Source organism: Halomonas sp. 72 (assembly GCF_052379785.1).
Classification (GTDB): domain Bacteria; phylum Pseudomonadota; class Gammaproteobacteria; order Pseudomonadales; family Halomonadaceae; genus Vreelandella; species Vreelandella citrativorans.
Genome location: NZ_JBQSYY010000003.1, coordinates 234,861 through 249,185 on the forward strand (window position 1 = coordinate 234,861; position 14,325 = coordinate 249,185).

The 14,325-nt window shown below is 55.4% G+C and carries 22 protein-coding genes; 1 reads left to right on the top strand and 21 read right to left on the bottom strand.

Going from position 1 to position 14,325, the window contains the following annotated elements; translation table 11 throughout:
• Position 1: 1 nt before the first annotated feature.
• Complete coding sequence (locus ACT3T6_RS05010; protein WP_193053216.1) at positions 2-226, bottom strand: hypothetical protein; 225 nt, start codon at positions 224-226, stop codon at positions 2-4.
• A gap of 139 nt (positions 227-365) precedes the next feature.
• Between ACT3T6_RS05010 and ACT3T6_RS05015 the strand changes: the two genes are divergently transcribed.
• Positions 366-527, top strand: coding sequence for a hypothetical protein (locus ACT3T6_RS05015; protein ID WP_193053217.1), 162 nt, complete (start codon positions 366-368; stop codon positions 525-527).
• Between the two features lie 25 nt (positions 528-552).
• Here ACT3T6_RS05015 and ACT3T6_RS05020 read toward each other — a convergent pair whose 3' ends face one another.
• The 20 genes from ACT3T6_RS05020 to ACT3T6_RS05115 form a co-directional block, all read right to left on the bottom strand.
• Complete coding sequence (locus ACT3T6_RS05020) at positions 553-909, bottom strand: hypothetical protein (protein WP_193053218.1); 357 nt, start codon at positions 907-909, stop codon at positions 553-555.
• Positions 906-2,903, bottom strand: a complete 1,998-nt coding sequence (locus ACT3T6_RS05025; RefSeq protein ID WP_193053219.1) for a replication endonuclease — start codon at positions 2,901-2,903, stop codon at positions 906-908. Before ACT3T6_RS05025 ends, ACT3T6_RS05020 begins: the two co-directional genes overlap by 4 nt.
• Before the next feature lie 183 nt (positions 2,904-3,086).
• A complete protein-coding gene (locus tag ACT3T6_RS05030) occupies positions 3,087-3,341 on the bottom strand; it encodes a hypothetical protein (protein ID WP_193053220.1) in 255 nt (84 codons plus the stop codon).
• Positions 3,338-3,640, bottom strand: a complete 303-nt coding sequence (locus ACT3T6_RS05035) for a hypothetical protein (protein ID WP_193053221.1) — start codon at positions 3,638-3,640, stop codon at positions 3,338-3,340. Before ACT3T6_RS05035 ends, ACT3T6_RS05030 begins: the two co-directional genes overlap by 4 nt.
• The gene (locus ACT3T6_RS05040) at positions 3,637-3,762 is read right to left on the bottom strand and encodes a hypothetical protein (protein ID WP_264298626.1); all 126 of its coding nucleotides are present in this window, start codon (positions 3,760-3,762) and stop codon (positions 3,637-3,639) included. The genes ACT3T6_RS05035 and ACT3T6_RS05040 overlap by 4 nt, the downstream gene beginning before the upstream one ends.
• Positions 3,759-3,965 (bottom strand): hypothetical protein, encoded by a 207-nt coding sequence (locus tag ACT3T6_RS05045; protein ID WP_193053222.1) that lies wholly within the window; start codon positions 3,963-3,965, stop codon positions 3,759-3,761. The genes ACT3T6_RS05040 and ACT3T6_RS05045 overlap by 4 nt, the downstream gene beginning before the upstream one ends.
• Before the next feature lie 263 nt (positions 3,966-4,228).
• Positions 4,229-4,426 (bottom strand): helix-turn-helix transcriptional regulator, encoded by a 198-nt coding sequence (locus tag ACT3T6_RS05050; RefSeq protein WP_193053223.1) that lies wholly within the window; start codon positions 4,424-4,426, stop codon positions 4,229-4,231.
• 80 nt (positions 4,427-4,506) lie between these two features.
• Positions 4,507-5,322 carry a hypothetical protein gene (locus tag ACT3T6_RS05055; protein ID WP_193053224.1) on the bottom strand — a complete coding sequence of 272 codons (816 nt, stop codon included), beginning with the start codon at positions 5,320-5,322 and terminating at the stop codon, positions 4,507-4,509.
• A complete protein-coding gene (locus ACT3T6_RS05060) occupies positions 5,319-6,554 on the bottom strand; it encodes a tyrosine-type recombinase/integrase (RefSeq protein WP_193053225.1) in 1,236 nt (411 codons plus the stop codon). The genes ACT3T6_RS05055 and ACT3T6_RS05060 overlap by 4 nt, the downstream gene beginning before the upstream one ends.
• A gap of 715 nt (positions 6,555-7,269) precedes the next feature.
• Positions 7,270-8,640, bottom strand: a complete 1,371-nt coding sequence (locus tag ACT3T6_RS05065; protein WP_193053226.1) for a phage terminase large subunit — start codon at positions 8,638-8,640, stop codon at positions 7,270-7,272.
• Entirely contained in the window at positions 8,627-9,031 is a 405-nt protein-coding gene (locus tag ACT3T6_RS05070; RefSeq protein WP_193053227.1) for a hypothetical protein, read from the bottom strand. Before ACT3T6_RS05070 ends, ACT3T6_RS05065 begins: the two co-directional genes overlap by 14 nt.
• Positions 9,032-9,071: 40 nt before the next feature.
• On the bottom strand, positions 9,072-10,061 hold the full coding sequence (locus ACT3T6_RS05075; RefSeq protein WP_193053228.1) for a hypothetical protein: 990 nt from the start codon (positions 10,059-10,061) through the stop codon (positions 9,072-9,074).
• 154 nt (positions 10,062-10,215) lie between these two features.
• Positions 10,216-10,794, bottom strand: a complete 579-nt coding sequence (locus ACT3T6_RS05080; RefSeq protein WP_193053229.1) for a hypothetical protein — start codon at positions 10,792-10,794, stop codon at positions 10,216-10,218.
• Positions 10,787-11,293 (bottom strand): hypothetical protein, encoded by a 507-nt coding sequence (locus ACT3T6_RS05085; RefSeq protein ID WP_193053230.1) that lies wholly within the window; start codon positions 11,291-11,293, stop codon positions 10,787-10,789. The genes ACT3T6_RS05080 and ACT3T6_RS05085 overlap by 8 nt, the downstream gene beginning before the upstream one ends.
• Positions 11,286-12,815 (bottom strand): YfjI family protein, encoded by a 1,530-nt coding sequence (locus ACT3T6_RS05090; protein WP_193053231.1) that lies wholly within the window; start codon positions 12,813-12,815, stop codon positions 11,286-11,288. The genes ACT3T6_RS05085 and ACT3T6_RS05090 overlap by 8 nt, the downstream gene beginning before the upstream one ends.
• Entirely contained in the window at positions 12,808-13,314 is a 507-nt protein-coding gene (locus tag ACT3T6_RS05095) for a CHC2 zinc finger domain-containing protein (RefSeq protein ID WP_193053232.1), read from the bottom strand. Before ACT3T6_RS05095 ends, ACT3T6_RS05090 begins: the two co-directional genes overlap by 8 nt.
• Positions 13,299-13,529 carry a hypothetical protein gene (locus ACT3T6_RS05100; protein ID WP_193053233.1) on the bottom strand — a complete coding sequence of 77 codons (231 nt, stop codon included), beginning with the start codon at positions 13,527-13,529 and terminating at the stop codon, positions 13,299-13,301. The genes ACT3T6_RS05095 and ACT3T6_RS05100 overlap by 16 nt, the downstream gene beginning before the upstream one ends.
• Entirely contained in the window at positions 13,526-13,702 is a 177-nt protein-coding gene (locus ACT3T6_RS05105; RefSeq protein ID WP_193053234.1) for a hypothetical protein, read from the bottom strand. Before ACT3T6_RS05105 ends, ACT3T6_RS05100 begins: the two co-directional genes overlap by 4 nt.
• Positions 13,699-13,947, bottom strand: coding sequence for a hypothetical protein (locus ACT3T6_RS05110; RefSeq protein WP_193053235.1), 249 nt, complete (start codon positions 13,945-13,947; stop codon positions 13,699-13,701). Before ACT3T6_RS05110 ends, ACT3T6_RS05105 begins: the two co-directional genes overlap by 4 nt.
• Positions 13,944-14,171, bottom strand: a complete 228-nt coding sequence (locus ACT3T6_RS05115) for a hypothetical protein (RefSeq protein WP_193053236.1) — start codon at positions 14,169-14,171, stop codon at positions 13,944-13,946. The genes ACT3T6_RS05110 and ACT3T6_RS05115 overlap by 4 nt, the downstream gene beginning before the upstream one ends.
• Positions 14,172-14,325: the final 154 nt, after the last annotated feature.

A 14,325-nucleotide genomic window follows, 5' to 3' on the forward strand; every position in this document is an offset into this window, starting at 1 on the left:
GTTACGCTTCCCCGCTCTCTTTACCTAGCCATGGGTGTGGCACCGGGGCGGCTTGATTGTCGCACCACTTGCGGATCGATAAGCGCGCCAGCTCTGCCATTGAATAAGGTGGTGCTGAGGGGTGACGCTCTGCATCAATTTGGCGCTTAAGCTGCGCTAGCATTGATACCGTGTGCTCATCAAGATGAATGGTAAGGTGCGTGCTTTTGGTCTGTGATTTAGGCATTGCTTTAACTCCAAAGTGTTTAATCAAAATACTGTATATATATACAGTTTATAATAGATATTAGAATAAATACAGCAACGCAAGGTGCTGATATAAATTGGCTTTTTGGCGGGGCATCGTTAAACAAGGGGTGTTCTTTATGAAAAAACAGCTAACGAACAGCGGTGGTGAAGTCAGGGAGTTGACCGGGGCAGAGGTTGCACGCATGCGGCGGATGGCTGACGCGCTACCAGACAGCCTACAAAGGGTCATTAGCAAGCGTGAGCGCCAGCAGGGTATCGAGAAGACGTCATCCAAGTGATGCCCGGTTGACCACGTTAGCGCGCTCATTGATCAAGCTGCCGTTTTAGCCAACGGTTAGCCGCTTGACGGCCTGCGTTGTTCTTCACGTGGGCGCGCTGTTCCTGCATAGCGGCGTGTTCCCAAGCGACGCTGTACCCTTCGGCTAACCGCATGGCTTCGGCGTGTTGCTGGGTGGCCAGCCTCAAGCGAATAAAGCGACGGTCTTCAGCCAGTAGGCCGCATCGTTTTTCTATCATCGCCAGCCATGGCTCAATGCGGGTGGTCACGGTTGCACGCCGTTGATGCTGTTTGGCTCGGGCACCTGGCTGGCCGTGCGGCCGGGCAGCGCCAGCGGTGGCTTGCATCTGGGCAATGCGGGCAAGTAGGGCTTCACCGTTCATGCAATGGCTCCCGGTGGAATATCAGCGGGCGACAGCTCCCCACGCGCCAGCATGGCTATCAGTAGTTCACGGCCTTCCTCAAGGGAGGCCCGCAAGCGCTCACGTTCTTCATGCTCAAGGCGTCGCCTAACTGACATGGCGCGGTACTGCTTGGCATCTATCTTGGCTTGCTGTTGGATATTCGTGATTCGCCGCTGCCTTTCACTTCGCAGGTGCCTATCATGTTCACCAAATGACCCGGTTACTTGCCTTTCCCACTCGTCTAACGGGGCGGCTGAATCGCCGTCCGTACAATTAGAGATACAAGTCCAAGGCGCTGCGGCTTCGCCTACGCGCTGAAAATCCACCCCAACCCCACCCCCAACCAAGTTCAGGGGCGTGGCCGTTTCCGTGACGCGCTGAACGTCCACGGCGTCAGCCTCTCCCTTGCGTTCAATCGTCCAGCGGTAATACCGGGTGAGGTATTCGGTCTGGCCCACTTGGCTGTTCACGACTAAGCCCCAAGTGCTAGCAACAGGCTCCCCATAGCGGCCTAGCTTGTCGCTTGTCCACTCACCGGTAATACGGTCGAAGTTCGCTATGTCGGTGGTTTGGCGTACTACACGCCACGGGCGAATGGGTGCAGCATCACGGGGCTGCATTGGCCCGCCCATTAAGCAGAGATATTTGTAGTAGTCGCCAGCAATAGCCACCTTACGTGCGTCATGCAGAATAGCGGCGGCCTCTGGTTCTGGGCGTATGGCGGCTTCCCAATCGGCTAGGCGTTCCTCATCGGTGCGGCGCAGTTGCCGCCACACGTCTATGGTCGGTTCGCCAAAGAATTGAAACTGGCGAATACCCCAACAGCGCGACCACGCTTCAACACGGGGCACGCTTGTTGCTAACGGCTCGCCGTATAAGTCGAGGTCATCGCCCTCAACGTTTTTCCGTGCGTGCTGTTCGCCGTTAACGTTCTTGCACACATACTTGACCACATACCCCGTGGCGCTGCCTTTACTGGGGTCTATCCTGACTGACTTAAAACGAATGCTTGGATTGTGAGCGACTTCTTCCGGGCAGTGCTCAAGGGCATAGCGGCGCATAATGGCCGTTACTTGGGCTTCATCTTCCGGCCGCATCCATATCAGAATATGCCAATGGGGCGTGCCGTCGTGGTGTGGTTCTACGATACGAAGGCCATACACGCGCAGGCCCGCACGATCCCAAGCGGCGCGGGTTTTCGACCACTGCTTTTGTAAGCACGCCTGCGCTTCCTTCGGGGTTGCCCCATCGTATTTAGGGTTGGGACTGCCGTTATGGCGCATTGGGTGCTTTGCACTTTGGAGCGTAATAGTCCACATGGCAGACGTTAAGCCCTGCTTTTCTCCCCAGTGTTCAAGGCCGCTGATGCGCACCATCAGCTCTGCATAACGGTTCTTGGGATTAGAAGTGCCCAGCTCTACTAATTCGGCCAGCGTGTATTCATCGCCGTCCTGGTTAACGGCAATGCTTTCTTCTAAGTAGCGAGCGTTGCGGTTCGCTTGGTCAATCATGCGACGGTAGACCGGATCGCTAATATAGATCTCGTCTTTCTTCTGGGTGCGGCCTAGCAGCCTTTGCCGCTGTTCTAGGCGTCGGTTCGTCAGTTTTCTAAGGCGCTTGCCCCACCACCTTGGGCACTTAAGGCTTTCAAGCATGATATTCATGCCATGCTTATTGGGTGGCGTTAAGTGGCGTTCCCTCACCCGATGCAGCGCCAGCTCCAGCGCTTTCTCTGGGCCAAGTTGCGCGGCGTCCACTTCAACAGCACGTGCTACAGCGTTAGCGTGGTCGATCAGTGCTTGTTCATCGTTGCTGCATTTCCACGGCCCGCAATCTAGCTGGGTCTCAGCCAGGGCATTGCGGGCTTTGATAATGTCGGGCATGGACGCGCCAGCAACACCCGCCAACAGCGTGCGCTTTTCTAGTGCCGGGCTGCACTCGTCACCGCCTTGACGCCTAAACGGACTACTCACGCGGCCCCCTTGCTACTTACCGGGCGTGACTTCTCAGCGCCAGCACGAACCCCAACGGGTTGGCGTGATGGGCCGGTAAGGCATAGGCGCGCCCCATGCCGTGTGATATTCTCAGGCTTAGCGTTTGCTTTGGTAGGCGGCGCGGAGAAGGCCCAGCCATTGTGCTGGGCTTTTTCATGGGTGCTAGTCAGCATCGTGGCCCCCTTCCAGCTCTGCGCCAGCAGGGTCGATGCTTTCATCAAGCAAGGCATTGGCCAAGGTGGCGGCACGATCCCCCATGCAGCGGAACGCCGTTGACCAGGCAAGCGCCTGCTGTTCTGTGACTCCCTCACTTAGATAAGCGATATCACCCAATACAGTTGCAAGCGTGGCGTTGGCTTCGGCAATGTCGCGCAGCTCTACCAGTTGTTTTACGGATAGATCGTTTATATGACTCATGCGCACACCGCCTTGGGAAGAAGGGCTTCCAGATCTCGGGCAATAGATTGAAGTTTTTCAAGGCTGTCATGTGCAGCGCGCTGGCAAGGCGGCAGGTACACACTGTAAGTCGTGGAAACGGCGGTAGGGTTGTGCAGGTCACTACGACGCCCCACGGTGACATTCAGTTGAAGTAGCATTCCCGAAAAATCGACGCTAACCCAATGGCCACCTTGGCTATGGGTGCTGACAGGCAGCGCCAGCGCTTGAATATGGGCGATAGCGTCCCGGTGAGCTTGGGGTATCTGATATTGGCTCATGCTGGCACCTCGCTACGCACAAGGCGTAAGGCCAGTTCAATGGTGGGCTTGGTGATGGGATCGGTACGGTAGGGCGCTAGCAATTCAGTCAGGCGCTTTAATTGGCGGGCGGATAATTTCATGCCACACCCCCAGCACTGCGCTTGGCAGTTTCTAGGGCTTGGGCTTCAAGTTGCTGTGCTTTTTCAATGTGGTTGTTGTAACGCTTAAGGCGGGTGCGCGTGCTGGAATCGGCATACAAAGCGGCTTTCGCCATTGCTCTATGCGCGTCGGCACGGCTGGATAAACTGCGGGTATCTGGATTGGGTAGGCGTAGTTGTGCCATGGGTGTGACTCCTATTTGATTGGAGTCCGCCAGATCACTTGCACATGATGGGTGGCGAACTGTACGCAGGTGTGCAAGACCGGACAAATAGGAACCCGGCAGGCCGAAGCCTCCCACGCACAGTCCACCATAATTGACGGGCATAAAAAAAACGCCGTCATGATGGGCGCTGTCGCGCCTATTTGAACTCGGGCTTGCACACCCGGCTGGCGATTTTGCGCCAGCAATCGAAGCATAGCGGGTAGGTAGGCGTGGGGTCAACATTAGGCGACCCCTTCTTGGCGGCTCGCTTCAATGCGCTGTTCAATCCACGCTTCAACCTCATTTTCTACCCAAGCCACGGAGCGTGGGCTAAGGCGCACAGGTTTGGGGAAGTCGCCGCGCTCAACGCCACGGTAGATGGTGCTGGTGCTAAGGGAGGTTTTAGCTTTGACGGCGGGGAGTTTGATTAGGTTTGCCATGTCGTTGTAGCTCCTGATTGCTTTGGACATGGCTGGAAGGATGGTCGCAATAACCTAACTATTAAGGCTAAATTTTGACTTCAATTTTTAGCTTTCTTTTTCCCTCTGATTGTGCTGTTGGGAACTCCCCAAGCCTTAAGGTCACTGAATATAGAGCCTTTTGATTTTTTTACCGCGTCGCCAAGCGTTTTTCCATTAACGTATATGCCTTGCTTAGCAAGCTCGGTCGCAGCTTCCTCGTAACCAGAATCGTCTTTAGTGTATTTGGGAGCGCTTCTATAAAGATTAAAAAACAAGTTGGCAAAATGAGTGTTTCTATCTTCTATAGCTTTAGCCTTTACTTGCTTTGAATCATTAGGTTTTAGGTGATTCCCGCCGAATTGGACGACCTTTAGCTCACTAAACTGGCTCAAGCATTCCTCTATTACATTGGCGCTAGAGGATGGGGCAGGGAAGCTTTGAAAGCGTGCTATTCCATGCTCCCAAAGCGCCAGCCTCAGCGGTTCATCTGGATATTCAATCGGGTAGAAAGCGCGAGCATTTTTAATAGCGTTGCGGTGTGTTTCCCAAGCAGTAGCAGCTCCTGGTAAGTCGCTCCCACCTTTTGTCATCATGTTGTGAAGCATGGCCAGACCCACCTTGGGAAAGCCATCATGCTTCCAGTAACCTGCAAGTTCTGGCAGTGCGTTATCAGGATCGTTTGTGATGCCGGGCTTTAGTTCTTCGGCTCGCTTTTCTAATGCTCTTAAAGCGTCGATTGCTTGCTTCACTAAAGCGTTATCCCTTGCTTCTTCTTCCTCGCTGTACACCTCTCGGAACCGGTCTTTAGTTGGGGGGCGCTTTTGAGTAAGTACCCCGTCTTCTATCTCGTAGCACCCGCCTTGGTTCTTATTCATGCTCTGGCCCCTTGGTAGATCGGTACCACGTTACTTGCGCCATCACGCAAGGCGTCCAGGTAGTCAGCCCAGCTTTGCAGCATTTCACGGCGCTGTTCCAAGTGAGTGGTGCGGTTATAGGCGCGCCCATTGCTGTCTTTTACCTTGTGGGCTAGCTGCTGCTCAATGTACTGCTCTGGGTAGCCAAGGCGTTCAGCCAATATAGTGCGGGCCATGGCCCGGAAACCGTGGGCGGTCATTTCGCCTTTGAAGCCCATGCGGTCAAGTGCTGCCTTGATGGTGGTGTTGCCCATGGGGCGCTTGCTGCTACGGGCGCTGGGAAACACGTATTCACCCCGGCCCGTTAGGCGGTTAAGTTCGGCCAGCATAGCAACGGCTTGGCGGGGTAGGGGCACTATCAGCGGGTCGGCGTTTTTGCTGGGTTTAAAAGACCATTCTGCGCTTTCCAAGTCGAAGTCCTCCCAGCGAGCTTGGCGTAATTCGCCGGGGCGCACAAATATCAGCGGCGATAGCTTGAGCGCGGTAATGGTAACGGGCATACCGCCGTAACCCTCGATAGCGTTCAGCAGTGGGGGAAGCTCTGCCGGGTCGGTGATCGCTGCATGATGGTTTGTTTTCGGGGTGCGCAGTGCACCTTTCAGATCGGGGGTTAAATCGCGTTCAGCACGGCCCGTGGATATGGCGTAACGGAAGACTTGCCCGCATAGCGTTTTTACCCGGTGGGCGGTTTCCAAGTGGCCGCGCTTCTCAATTTTGCGCAGGCACTCCAGCAGTTCAGGCGACGTTATATCGGTGATTGGCCGATGGCCCAGCGCTGGAAAGGCATCACGGGTAAGGCGTGACTTATTACGGGCGTAGTGATCGGGTACCACTTCATGACGGTGGATATGCTCAAGCCATTCTGTGGCCACCGCCTTAAAAGTGTTTCCCGCTGATGTTTTGCCAAGCTCTTTAGTAACGCGCTTGGTGGTGCTGGGGTCTAGCCCTTGCGCCAGCAACTTACGTGCCTGGTCGCGGGCCTCTCTGGCGGCGGCAAGGCTTACTTCCGGGTAAACGCCAATCGCTAAGCGTTTTTCCTTACCGTGGAAACGGTACTTCATGCGCCAGTAGGTGCCCCCAGTTGGGGTAACTTCCAAATACATGCCCCCACCATCGGTAAGGCGGTAGGTTTTATCTTGGGGCTTGGCGCTGCGCACGGCGGTAGCCGACAGCTTATTGCTAACGTGGGCCATTTGGGGGCACCTCATCGGTGTAGGCTCTTGGTGCCCCCAGATATGCCCCCTTTGATGGGGGCATGTCAAGGTATTGGGTGAATACTCCTGACAACAAAAAAGCGCCCTGAGGCGCTTGATTGCTGGTTTCGTGAGAAGTTCTGATAACTCCTGAAACCTTAAGGTGGTGGGGCGGCGTCGTTTGAACTGGTTTGTTAAGCGTCTGTTTTTAAATGGTTTTTGTTTTTATTTATCAGTTAGGCATACACCAGGGCATACACGGTGCTGGCTGCTGGGGCACTTTCAACGGTGATTCGGTGGAGAAAATGGGAATCGAATTGACAGAATCACAGCCTTTTTTTAAGTCGGGGGAAGCGCGGGAAGGCTAGCACTACGAAACTTTCGTAATACCCGGCATTGGGGGGGATTAGATCGAGTAACCTCCTCACATTAGGACAGAGTGTCTTTAAGCGACTCTGTTAGTGCCTGTGCAATCGGCTAGGTTCCAAGCCCATTAGCGTTATCCAATTATCGGATATCGCCGGGAAGGTCAGTGCGACCGTCTCGGGTGGTCAGCTTGACCACGGCTAGAAGTGACTCAGACTCACATGAAAAAAGCCCCAGCGTTAGCCAAGGCTTGAAGTGCCTACCACCGTCACTACTACTCGGAACGTTGACGCGCAGGCTGTCGGGGTTTTACATGTCAGGGGCACTCTCCGACTAATCCCCTATGCTTCTATCTGAATCCAGGCACTCGAACCATCCTTGCCCTTTGCGGCTCCTTCCTCAAACAACCATAACGCACAGCGTCGGCGGCGTGATCTGGCCCCGTGGTTTCCATATCCTCTATCCGCTTTTGATCACGGGCTAAGTAAGGCACGGTATCCCAGAAATACTCACAGTGCCGGGCGATATACAGGCCGGGGCGGTCGGGCTTGCCAGCATCCCCCAGTAGGCGGCGCATGATGTTCCACCCGGTGATACGGTCAGCCTTCTTCGCAGGGTGAAAGGCAACGCCAGCTTTCTGGAATTCATCGGCAATGCTGCCAGCTCCTGATCCTGTCTTGGCAAATATCGCATCGTCGGCCACGCCTTCGGGTTTCACGTCCCAATGCTGGCACCACTTGACGATCTCCTCACCAAGCACGGGCACTGTCCAGCCTAGTCCCCGGTCTGGGTTCTCACGTCTGGCGGTGTGCATTTCATCCACCAGCACAATAGAGCCACGCGGGTAGAAGCGATCATCAGGCCCAAAGCCACCCGGTGATACAGCACAGATATACGTCACGCTGGGGGCGCTGCTTCCGAAGTCGTGGGTAAGGTATACCGTCCAATCGTCGGGGATTTCCTGCCAGGTGGGTACGGCGTTGCGGCTCTCCTCCAACACAGACGCGAAGTAGGCGCCACGGTTAACGGCCCAATCTCCCTCTACCCATGCCCTCAATAGTTCTGGATCATCAGGGCACGCGCTTTCTAGCTGGTCGCGGTATTGCTCACGGTCTATCAGGTGGTTGCCTTGGAAGGTGGAAGGGCAGTACAGCCATTGGCGCTTGCTCTTTTCCTCGTAAAACGGCTTCCAGGGCTCAGCCTGAAACACATAGCGGCGGGCGATCCAATGATGGCCAGGGCCGCCAGGGTTAGCAGCCACCACCACGCGGATAGGCATGTCTTTAGGGCCGCGCAAGTTGGAGCGCATCAGGTCGAGAAGGTCAGGGGTTGGGTACTGTCCCGCTTCATCAATAATCAGCAGCGTGAAGCTACGGCCTTGGTACTTGGCATAATCGCCTTGGGTTTCTAGCTGGCCAAGTTCTAAATATCCCCCGTTGGGGAATTTCCAAACATGCTCGCCTTGGTTATACCGGGCGCTGGTGCCGTACACCATGCCAAACAGCGTGCGGGTTATCAGCTCGAAGTCAGCTAGCCCCTTATAGGTCTTGCGAAGGTAGAGGATGCGGGCCTGATCCCCGTACATTTCAACGTGACGTAAGCACAGTAGGGCCAAGCCGTAAGACTTACCACCACCACGACCGCCGCCTAGAAACAGGTCTAGCTCTTCAGGGGCGGCAAGGGTTCGCTGTTGAAAGTCGTTAAGCTCAATCGCTTCCACGCACCACCTCCCCATCTATTGTGCGGCTGAAGTCTTCCAGTGATTGCGGCCCCGGTAGCTGAAAGGTCACGCTTACACGGTTGGCCAATTCGCCTTGGTCGCCTTCACGGTAGCCATGACGGCACTTCAGCAGGAAGATAGCGGCTGTTACGTTGCCGCCTTCGGCTTGATCCATTAGGGCGCTTCTTAGCTTGGTATGCTCAATCTCTCGCCCTTCATCTAGCGCATTTTGTAGCTCGGGGTGATTTTCCCGCCATGCTTGGAATAAAGCGGTGCTGATACCTAGCCCACGGGCCATGGCTTTGAGTGACAAGCCCCGCTGACTCATATCAAGAATTTTCTTTTTGGTGCCCTTGGGGGGCTTCTTTTGGGTTCCGGCGCACTTCGCCATATCTTGCCTCCTAAATGGCCCCCGTAGGGGCCAAGGTCGGTTACTCAGCGCGGGCAATCAAGAAGGCCAGGGGTACGGCCTTACGCTCTACTACGCGGCTCCAATTGGCGGGAAGGGCTAGCTCGGAAAGGCTGGGGGATTCGTCGGCAACGGTATCTTCCACCCACGTAAAGCCAGCAGGGTGCATACCCATGTTCATGCGGCTGTGCAGGATTTGTTGACCGCCACCACGACCAGCAGACGGTAGATTTTCAACTTCCGTACCATCAGCAATGCTCGGCTCAGCAGCGCCATAGCCCACGGCACCAGCACCAAACAGCGCGCAGGTGTAAGCGCCTTCGTTTACTGGTAAGCCGTCATCAACTACGGTCGCCAAGCCTCGGAAGGTGGCAATCGTTCCGCCTTGGGAATCGGGGATAAATTCGATCAGGTCATTCTTGAGGGCGCGGCGGTAAATGTCGCTGTGCATGGCGATAGAGACTAGGTTGCTCATCGAGTCGCCAAGGGTGCCAGTAGCATCAATCACTGCTTCAGCACCAAACACACCAGTAGCCCCGGTCTCGGCGCTAATATCCAGCACCATATCACCGTCAAAGTTGGCGATGTTATCGGCCATGATGCCGCGCAGAGACGCTACTAGGCGCTTTTGAAGCTGTCGATCCCAGTAGGCCACTACACGGCTCTGAATCTTCGCTAGGGCGTCATCCCCGGCGATTTCAGACGCTAGGTTCATGGCAGACCAGCTCTGGTGCAGGTAGCTTTTACGGACTAGCTGCTTACCGCTGCCAATCTTCTTGGGGGTGGAGTGTGTATCCGGGTCATCGTTAACAATGTTGGCTTCGTCGTCTTCCAGGTCACGCCAGAAAGGCACGGTGAAGCTATGGGAGCCAGCTTTAAGTTGCTCGGCAATCACGTTGTTTTGTACTGCAACACCAGCACGCACCAGGGCGGTTTTTTGCATGGTTTCTTGCAGGGTGTAGCCAGTAAAAACGGCGGGTTCAATAATATCGGTTAGGCGTACAGTAGCCATGGAATCACCATAAAATATGGGTTAAGTGATTCTCACAGACCATTAGTCTTGGAGGGTGCCCCATCAGGGCTAAGTTACTAACGCTAAGCGGTTAGTGGGCTTTGCCCCATTAGGGCGAGAAGGGCAGCCCCATTAGGGCTACCCGTTCATTATATCACCGCATACCAAAGGTTGGCACGTTATCCGATGCTTCTTTAGGCTTTTCATCTGTAGGAGCGGGGCGGGAATAATGACGGCCATTACTGCCTAGTGCGCCACCGCCCTTAGGCTTGGGTAGGAAAAAATCTAGCTCCTCTAAGCCATGTTCATCTATTACATCTCGAATATCGTTAAACGTTAGTTCTCGCGGCTCCTCTTTATTGCCGTACTTCCCTTGCTTCACTGTTTTATAAACGGGATTGCCATCTTTATCGTGAATCCAGAAACGGCCCTCGCATTCATCCTGAATAATGCTGAAGTGCTTTTCAAACGACTCTCGGAAGATTGAGCCAGCACCGCTGATTTCCTTAAACACAGCGTTAACCGGGGCGTCATAAGTGTATGTGCGTAGCTCACCTTTGAGGTTTGCGTTTTCCGCTTCCAGGGCTTCCAGGCGTTCAGAGTTTTCGCCGCTACCTTGCTGGGCCTTCTTAACCTTGCCCAATAGCTCGGCATTTTTGGCTTTCACCTTTTCCAGTTCAGCGGTCAGGTTTTCGTTATTGGCTTGTAGTTGCTCAATAGTGACTTCAGACATACTCGGCACCTCTTTTTAGTCGAGTGATAATCAAGTTGGCGGCATGACGGCCAGCGTTGTCGCGTTTGTGATAGGTAGGTTCATCGTCGGCAGCGGCGCGCCACTCTTCTACATAGCGTTCAGCCAGGCGTTGCTGCATTCGTGGGTGAAGGCGTAGAAGACCAGTAGCCACATGGCGGCGATCTTCCGGCACCAGGGGGCAGCGTTCAGCGATCCACTCTAGCCAACCATCAGCATTTCTAGGGGAGGGGGCTGCGGATTCTGCGGATTCTGCGGATTTCCCGTAACCGTGCGGGTTGTGGGTTGCGGATTGGCTGCGGATCGGTTGCGGATTGGCTGCGGGTTGCGGTAATCCGCAAGTTGTCCGCAACTCATCCGCAAGCGGCAAAGCCCGTGGTTGAGCGTTTTCCGCAATTTCCGCAACTTCCGCAGAAGGTTGTTTGTCGGATTTCGATTCCAGTCCCCATAGGCGGTATCCTTCGGCCATCAGATCAATCATGATGAATCTCCCGTATACGCCACGCGCTAGGCTTGCCATGGTGATTCGTCGCGCTAATTTCGATGTGCCCCATATCCATCAGAAAGGTGAGTAATGGCCGTGCCTTACTGGCGCTGCGATAAGCGTTGGGTAGTCGCTTGAAGTCGCCAGCGTGCAACTCTCCCCCATGGTCAGTAATCCACTCCAGTAGCTCACGGGCTTTCACCTCCTGCATATCTTGCTGGGCCTCGGCAGTGCGTACCGCCATGCTTTCGAGGTAGTACGCCATCAGCTTGCCAGCACGCTCGATATGCTCGCGTTGCGGTGAATCGTGACCTTCTACTAACGCCAGTACGGCGGCGATGCGGGCGGCGTTGTCGGCAGCCTTCGAGGCGAACGCCTTAACTTCGATAAAACGGCCATTGCTCGATAAGTGGTGCTCGATGCTGTCATGCAATGCACACCAAGCAGTGAAGGCGTCGCCCTCAATCTTAGCCATGCGTAAACGCAGCTCTCCGGTCTGATCGTCTACATCCAGTGGGGTGCGGATCGTCTCAGATAGAGATTGCCAATAGCGGCCTATCGCCGGGTCATGCTGCGCACCTCGGGACAAGTCGCGGCCTTTTAAGAACCGGGTTCCGGCCATACTGGGTTCATGGCACACCAAGAACCGAGCAAGAAAGCCTTGGCCCATTAGCAGCGGGTCGCCCAGCACCTTGGCGGATACCACGGGTTGCAGCATCAAGTGAGCCGATAGGCGACGGCCTGCCATAATGCCGGATTCGCCAGATGTCCCTCGGGTGCGAGTGATAGGTGAGCCATCCCACAGCTTGGACAGCATAGCGATGGTACGGCCTCTTGATTCCTCACTCATACCGTGACCGCCAAAGAACCCTATGGCCTCGTCAGAGAAAAGCCCGGCACTGGGCTCGCCTTCGTGGAAGTGCCTCCAGCTTCCCTCAGCAGTAGGTTCCTCGAAGGTGATGTTTGGGCGCGGTGGCGGCTCGGGCTTCTCGGCATCCAGCATTAGCAACTGGTCTCTCAGCCGCATTTGCTGGTCATGGTTCATAGGCTCCTTGCTTTTGGGCTTTGCGCCATTGACGACTGACTCGCGGCGCAACTGCCATGCTTCGATAGCGGCGCGATAATCAGCCAGCAGATTGGGCAAGGCTTCGCGGCGCTCGGCTTCCCAAGCCCTGATTGGAGATAATGCTAGGCGGTCGATACTTGATTTACGGTCGCCAGATTCGGCAATCGTCATCAACATGAGCGATACCGGCCCATCACCGATAGGGCCACGCTGTACGTCCGTGGTGCCTTGTATCGCCAACGCAGCGGCGGCAAGTACGGATTGCCCGGCCATCCCTGGCGGCGTCTGCACGTAATAGCGCAAGCGCTCGGCAGCTTCACCGAGAATCGACCCCAACGCTTCCAGTGGATACTCTGGCGCGACGATGCGATCAACCAAGGGGATTGGGTCAAAGTTGCTATAAACTTCATCAACTCTCTGATCTAGCCAGCAAGTTTCAGCCGTGTTAGACATAAGCGCCCACCTCCTTTGCGGCAGCCCTCAGACGACCAGCGGCCACCGCCAAGCGGTTGCGGTCGTCATCAGATAACAGCACCCCTCTATGCACATCCTCAGCCGCTAACAGCGCAATCAGGGCTTCACGCGCCACCGCTGCCAATACGTCACGGGGAACCCATCGTTCACCAGGGCGCTTGCTAGCGGTGTATGCGTCGTTGTCACGCTCAGGAAACAGGTCTTTAAGCTCAAGGCCGATAGCGGCTAGCACGTCCCCAGTCGGGCATCCTGCAAAGCACTTCATCAGGATTGTGCCGTCTGAGGTTTCACGCACCGCCAAGCTAGGCGAGCGGTCTTGGTGTGCAGGACAACATGCCAGCCAGCGGCCCAGCCCGTTTTCCTTTACCTTGTCGAGTCGATTCAATATGGCGTGAACGTCAGCGCGGATGCTATTATTGGCTTGAACAGTATTATTTTGCGCTCGGCTCCGGTCGGGCGTTTTTATTGCTCGCTGCATAAATAGCCCTCCTCTTGAAGCCAGTCACGGCGCTCCTCAAAGGTGCTGGATAGCAGCCACAGCGTTTCAATCAGTCCCTCACGTTTCAGGCCATCAAGGTCATGGTCGTTCAGCAACATCGCCACGCCAGCGAGGATTTTGGACGCCTGTTCCATCTGGCGAACGTCACCCGTAAGGGCGGCTTTCAGCAGGTAGGTTTGATCTTGAGGTGTCATAGACCTGTCTCCTTGCTAAATGCTTGGGCTTCGCGCTGCATCTCCTTGAACTCAAGGTGATTGACTAAACCGCTAGCAAGCGCCTGCTCGGCTGTTAAGAAGCGATCCGGGTTAGTGAACTGGAAGCGAATAGTTCGGGTGCGTAGGTCGCAGTTAATGGCTATGGGCATCATTGGGCCACCTCCTGAGAATCCAGGTAGGCAACAGCTCCAGCCAGCGCGCTCTCTACGGTGTGGGCACCGATACCTTGCGGCACATCGGCGTCAAACCAAGCAGCCACCGGAACAACGGCCTTTTCGTGGTGGGTGATATAGCAAGCGTCACTACGGCCAGTTTGGCGCACAGCATCACGCCAATCGGTAGCTTCAACGACGGTTTCTTGACCAGTGCGGGCGAAGGTGATTTTGAATAGGCTCATTGGCTCACCTCCGCGTTTTCAGCGCGTAAGGTGTCGTAAGCCTTCATCAGACGGCTACGACGAATATGGACTTGCTCGGCCTCTAGGGCGCGGGCTTTTTCGATGTGGTGGTTGTAGCGCTTGAGCCGGACGGCGGCGCTTGAGTCTGAAAACAGCGCAGATTTCGCCATTGCCCGATGGGCGGCGGCGCGTGCAGACGGATTGCGGGTAGGGAATAGCTTCATGGGTGTGACTCCTAGAGTTGTGGAGTCGTCCCCGGTTGCCGCTAAACAACTAATGGGGGCGACTGTACGCAGGTTAGCGGACCGGCACTCTAGGAAACCGGCACACCCGAAGGTGTCCCACGCACAGCCGCCATAACTGACGGGCACTAAAAAA

Coding starts and splice junctions, on each gene's coding strand:
- ACT3T6_RS05010 (WP_193053216.1), bottom strand. CDS start 226: ATGCCTAAATCACAGACCAAAAGCACGCACCTTACCATTCATCTTGAT.
- ACT3T6_RS05015 (WP_193053217.1), top strand. CDS start 366: ATGAAAAAACAGCTAACGAACAGCGGTGGTGAAGTCAGGGAGTTGACC.
- ACT3T6_RS05020 (WP_193053218.1), bottom strand. CDS start 909: ATGAACGGTGAAGCCCTACTTGCCCGCATTGCCCAGATGCAAGCCACC.
- ACT3T6_RS05030 (WP_193053220.1), bottom strand. CDS start 3,341: ATGAGTCATATAAACGATCTATCCGTAAAACAACTGGTAGAGCTGCGC.
- ACT3T6_RS05035 (WP_193053221.1), bottom strand. CDS start 3,640: ATGAGCCAATATCAGATACCCCAAGCTCACCGGGACGCTATCGCCCAT.
- ACT3T6_RS05040 (WP_264298626.1), bottom strand. CDS start 3,762: ATGAAATTATCCGCCCGCCAATTAAAGCGCCTGACTGAATTGCTAGCG.
- ACT3T6_RS05045 (WP_193053222.1), bottom strand. CDS start 3,965: ATGGCACAACTACGCCTACCCAATCCAGATACCCGCAGTTTATCCAGC.
- ACT3T6_RS05050 (WP_193053223.1), bottom strand. CDS start 4,426: ATGGCAAACCTAATCAAACTCCCCGCCGTCAAAGCTAAAACCTCCCTT.
- ACT3T6_RS05055 (WP_193053224.1), bottom strand. CDS start 5,322: ATGAATAAGAACCAAGGCGGGTGCTACGAGATAGAAGACGGGGTACTT.
- ACT3T6_RS05060 (WP_193053225.1), bottom strand. CDS start 6,554: ATGGCCCACGTTAGCAATAAGCTGTCGGCTACCGCCGTGCGCAGCGCC.
- ACT3T6_RS05070 (WP_193053227.1), bottom strand. CDS start 9,031: ATGGCGAAGTGCGCCGGAACCCAAAAGAAGCCCCCCAAGGGCACCAAA.
- ACT3T6_RS05075 (WP_193053228.1), bottom strand. CDS start 10,061: ATGGCTACTGTACGCCTAACCGATATTATTGAACCCGCCGTTTTTACT.
- ACT3T6_RS05080 (WP_193053229.1), bottom strand. CDS start 10,794: ATGTCTGAAGTCACTATTGAGCAACTACAAGCCAATAACGAAAACCTG.
- ACT3T6_RS05085 (WP_193053230.1), bottom strand. CDS start 11,293: ATGATTGATCTGATGGCCGAAGGATACCGCCTATGGGGACTGGAATCG.
- ACT3T6_RS05090 (WP_193053231.1), bottom strand. CDS start 12,815: ATGTCTAACACGGCTGAAACTTGCTGGCTAGATCAGAGAGTTGATGAA.
- ACT3T6_RS05095 (WP_193053232.1), bottom strand. CDS start 13,314: ATGCAGCGAGCAATAAAAACGCCCGACCGGAGCCGAGCGCAAAATAAT.
- ACT3T6_RS05100 (WP_193053233.1), bottom strand. CDS start 13,529: ATGACACCTCAAGATCAAACCTACCTGCTGAAAGCCGCCCTTACGGGT.
- ACT3T6_RS05105 (WP_193053234.1), bottom strand. CDS start 13,702: ATGATGCCCATAGCCATTAACTGCGACCTACGCACCCGAACTATTCGC.
- ACT3T6_RS05110 (WP_193053235.1), bottom strand. CDS start 13,947: ATGAGCCTATTCAAAATCACCTTCGCCCGCACTGGTCAAGAAACCGTC.
- ACT3T6_RS05115 (WP_193053236.1), bottom strand. CDS start 14,171: ATGAAGCTATTCCCTACCCGCAATCCGTCTGCACGCGCCGCCGCCCAT.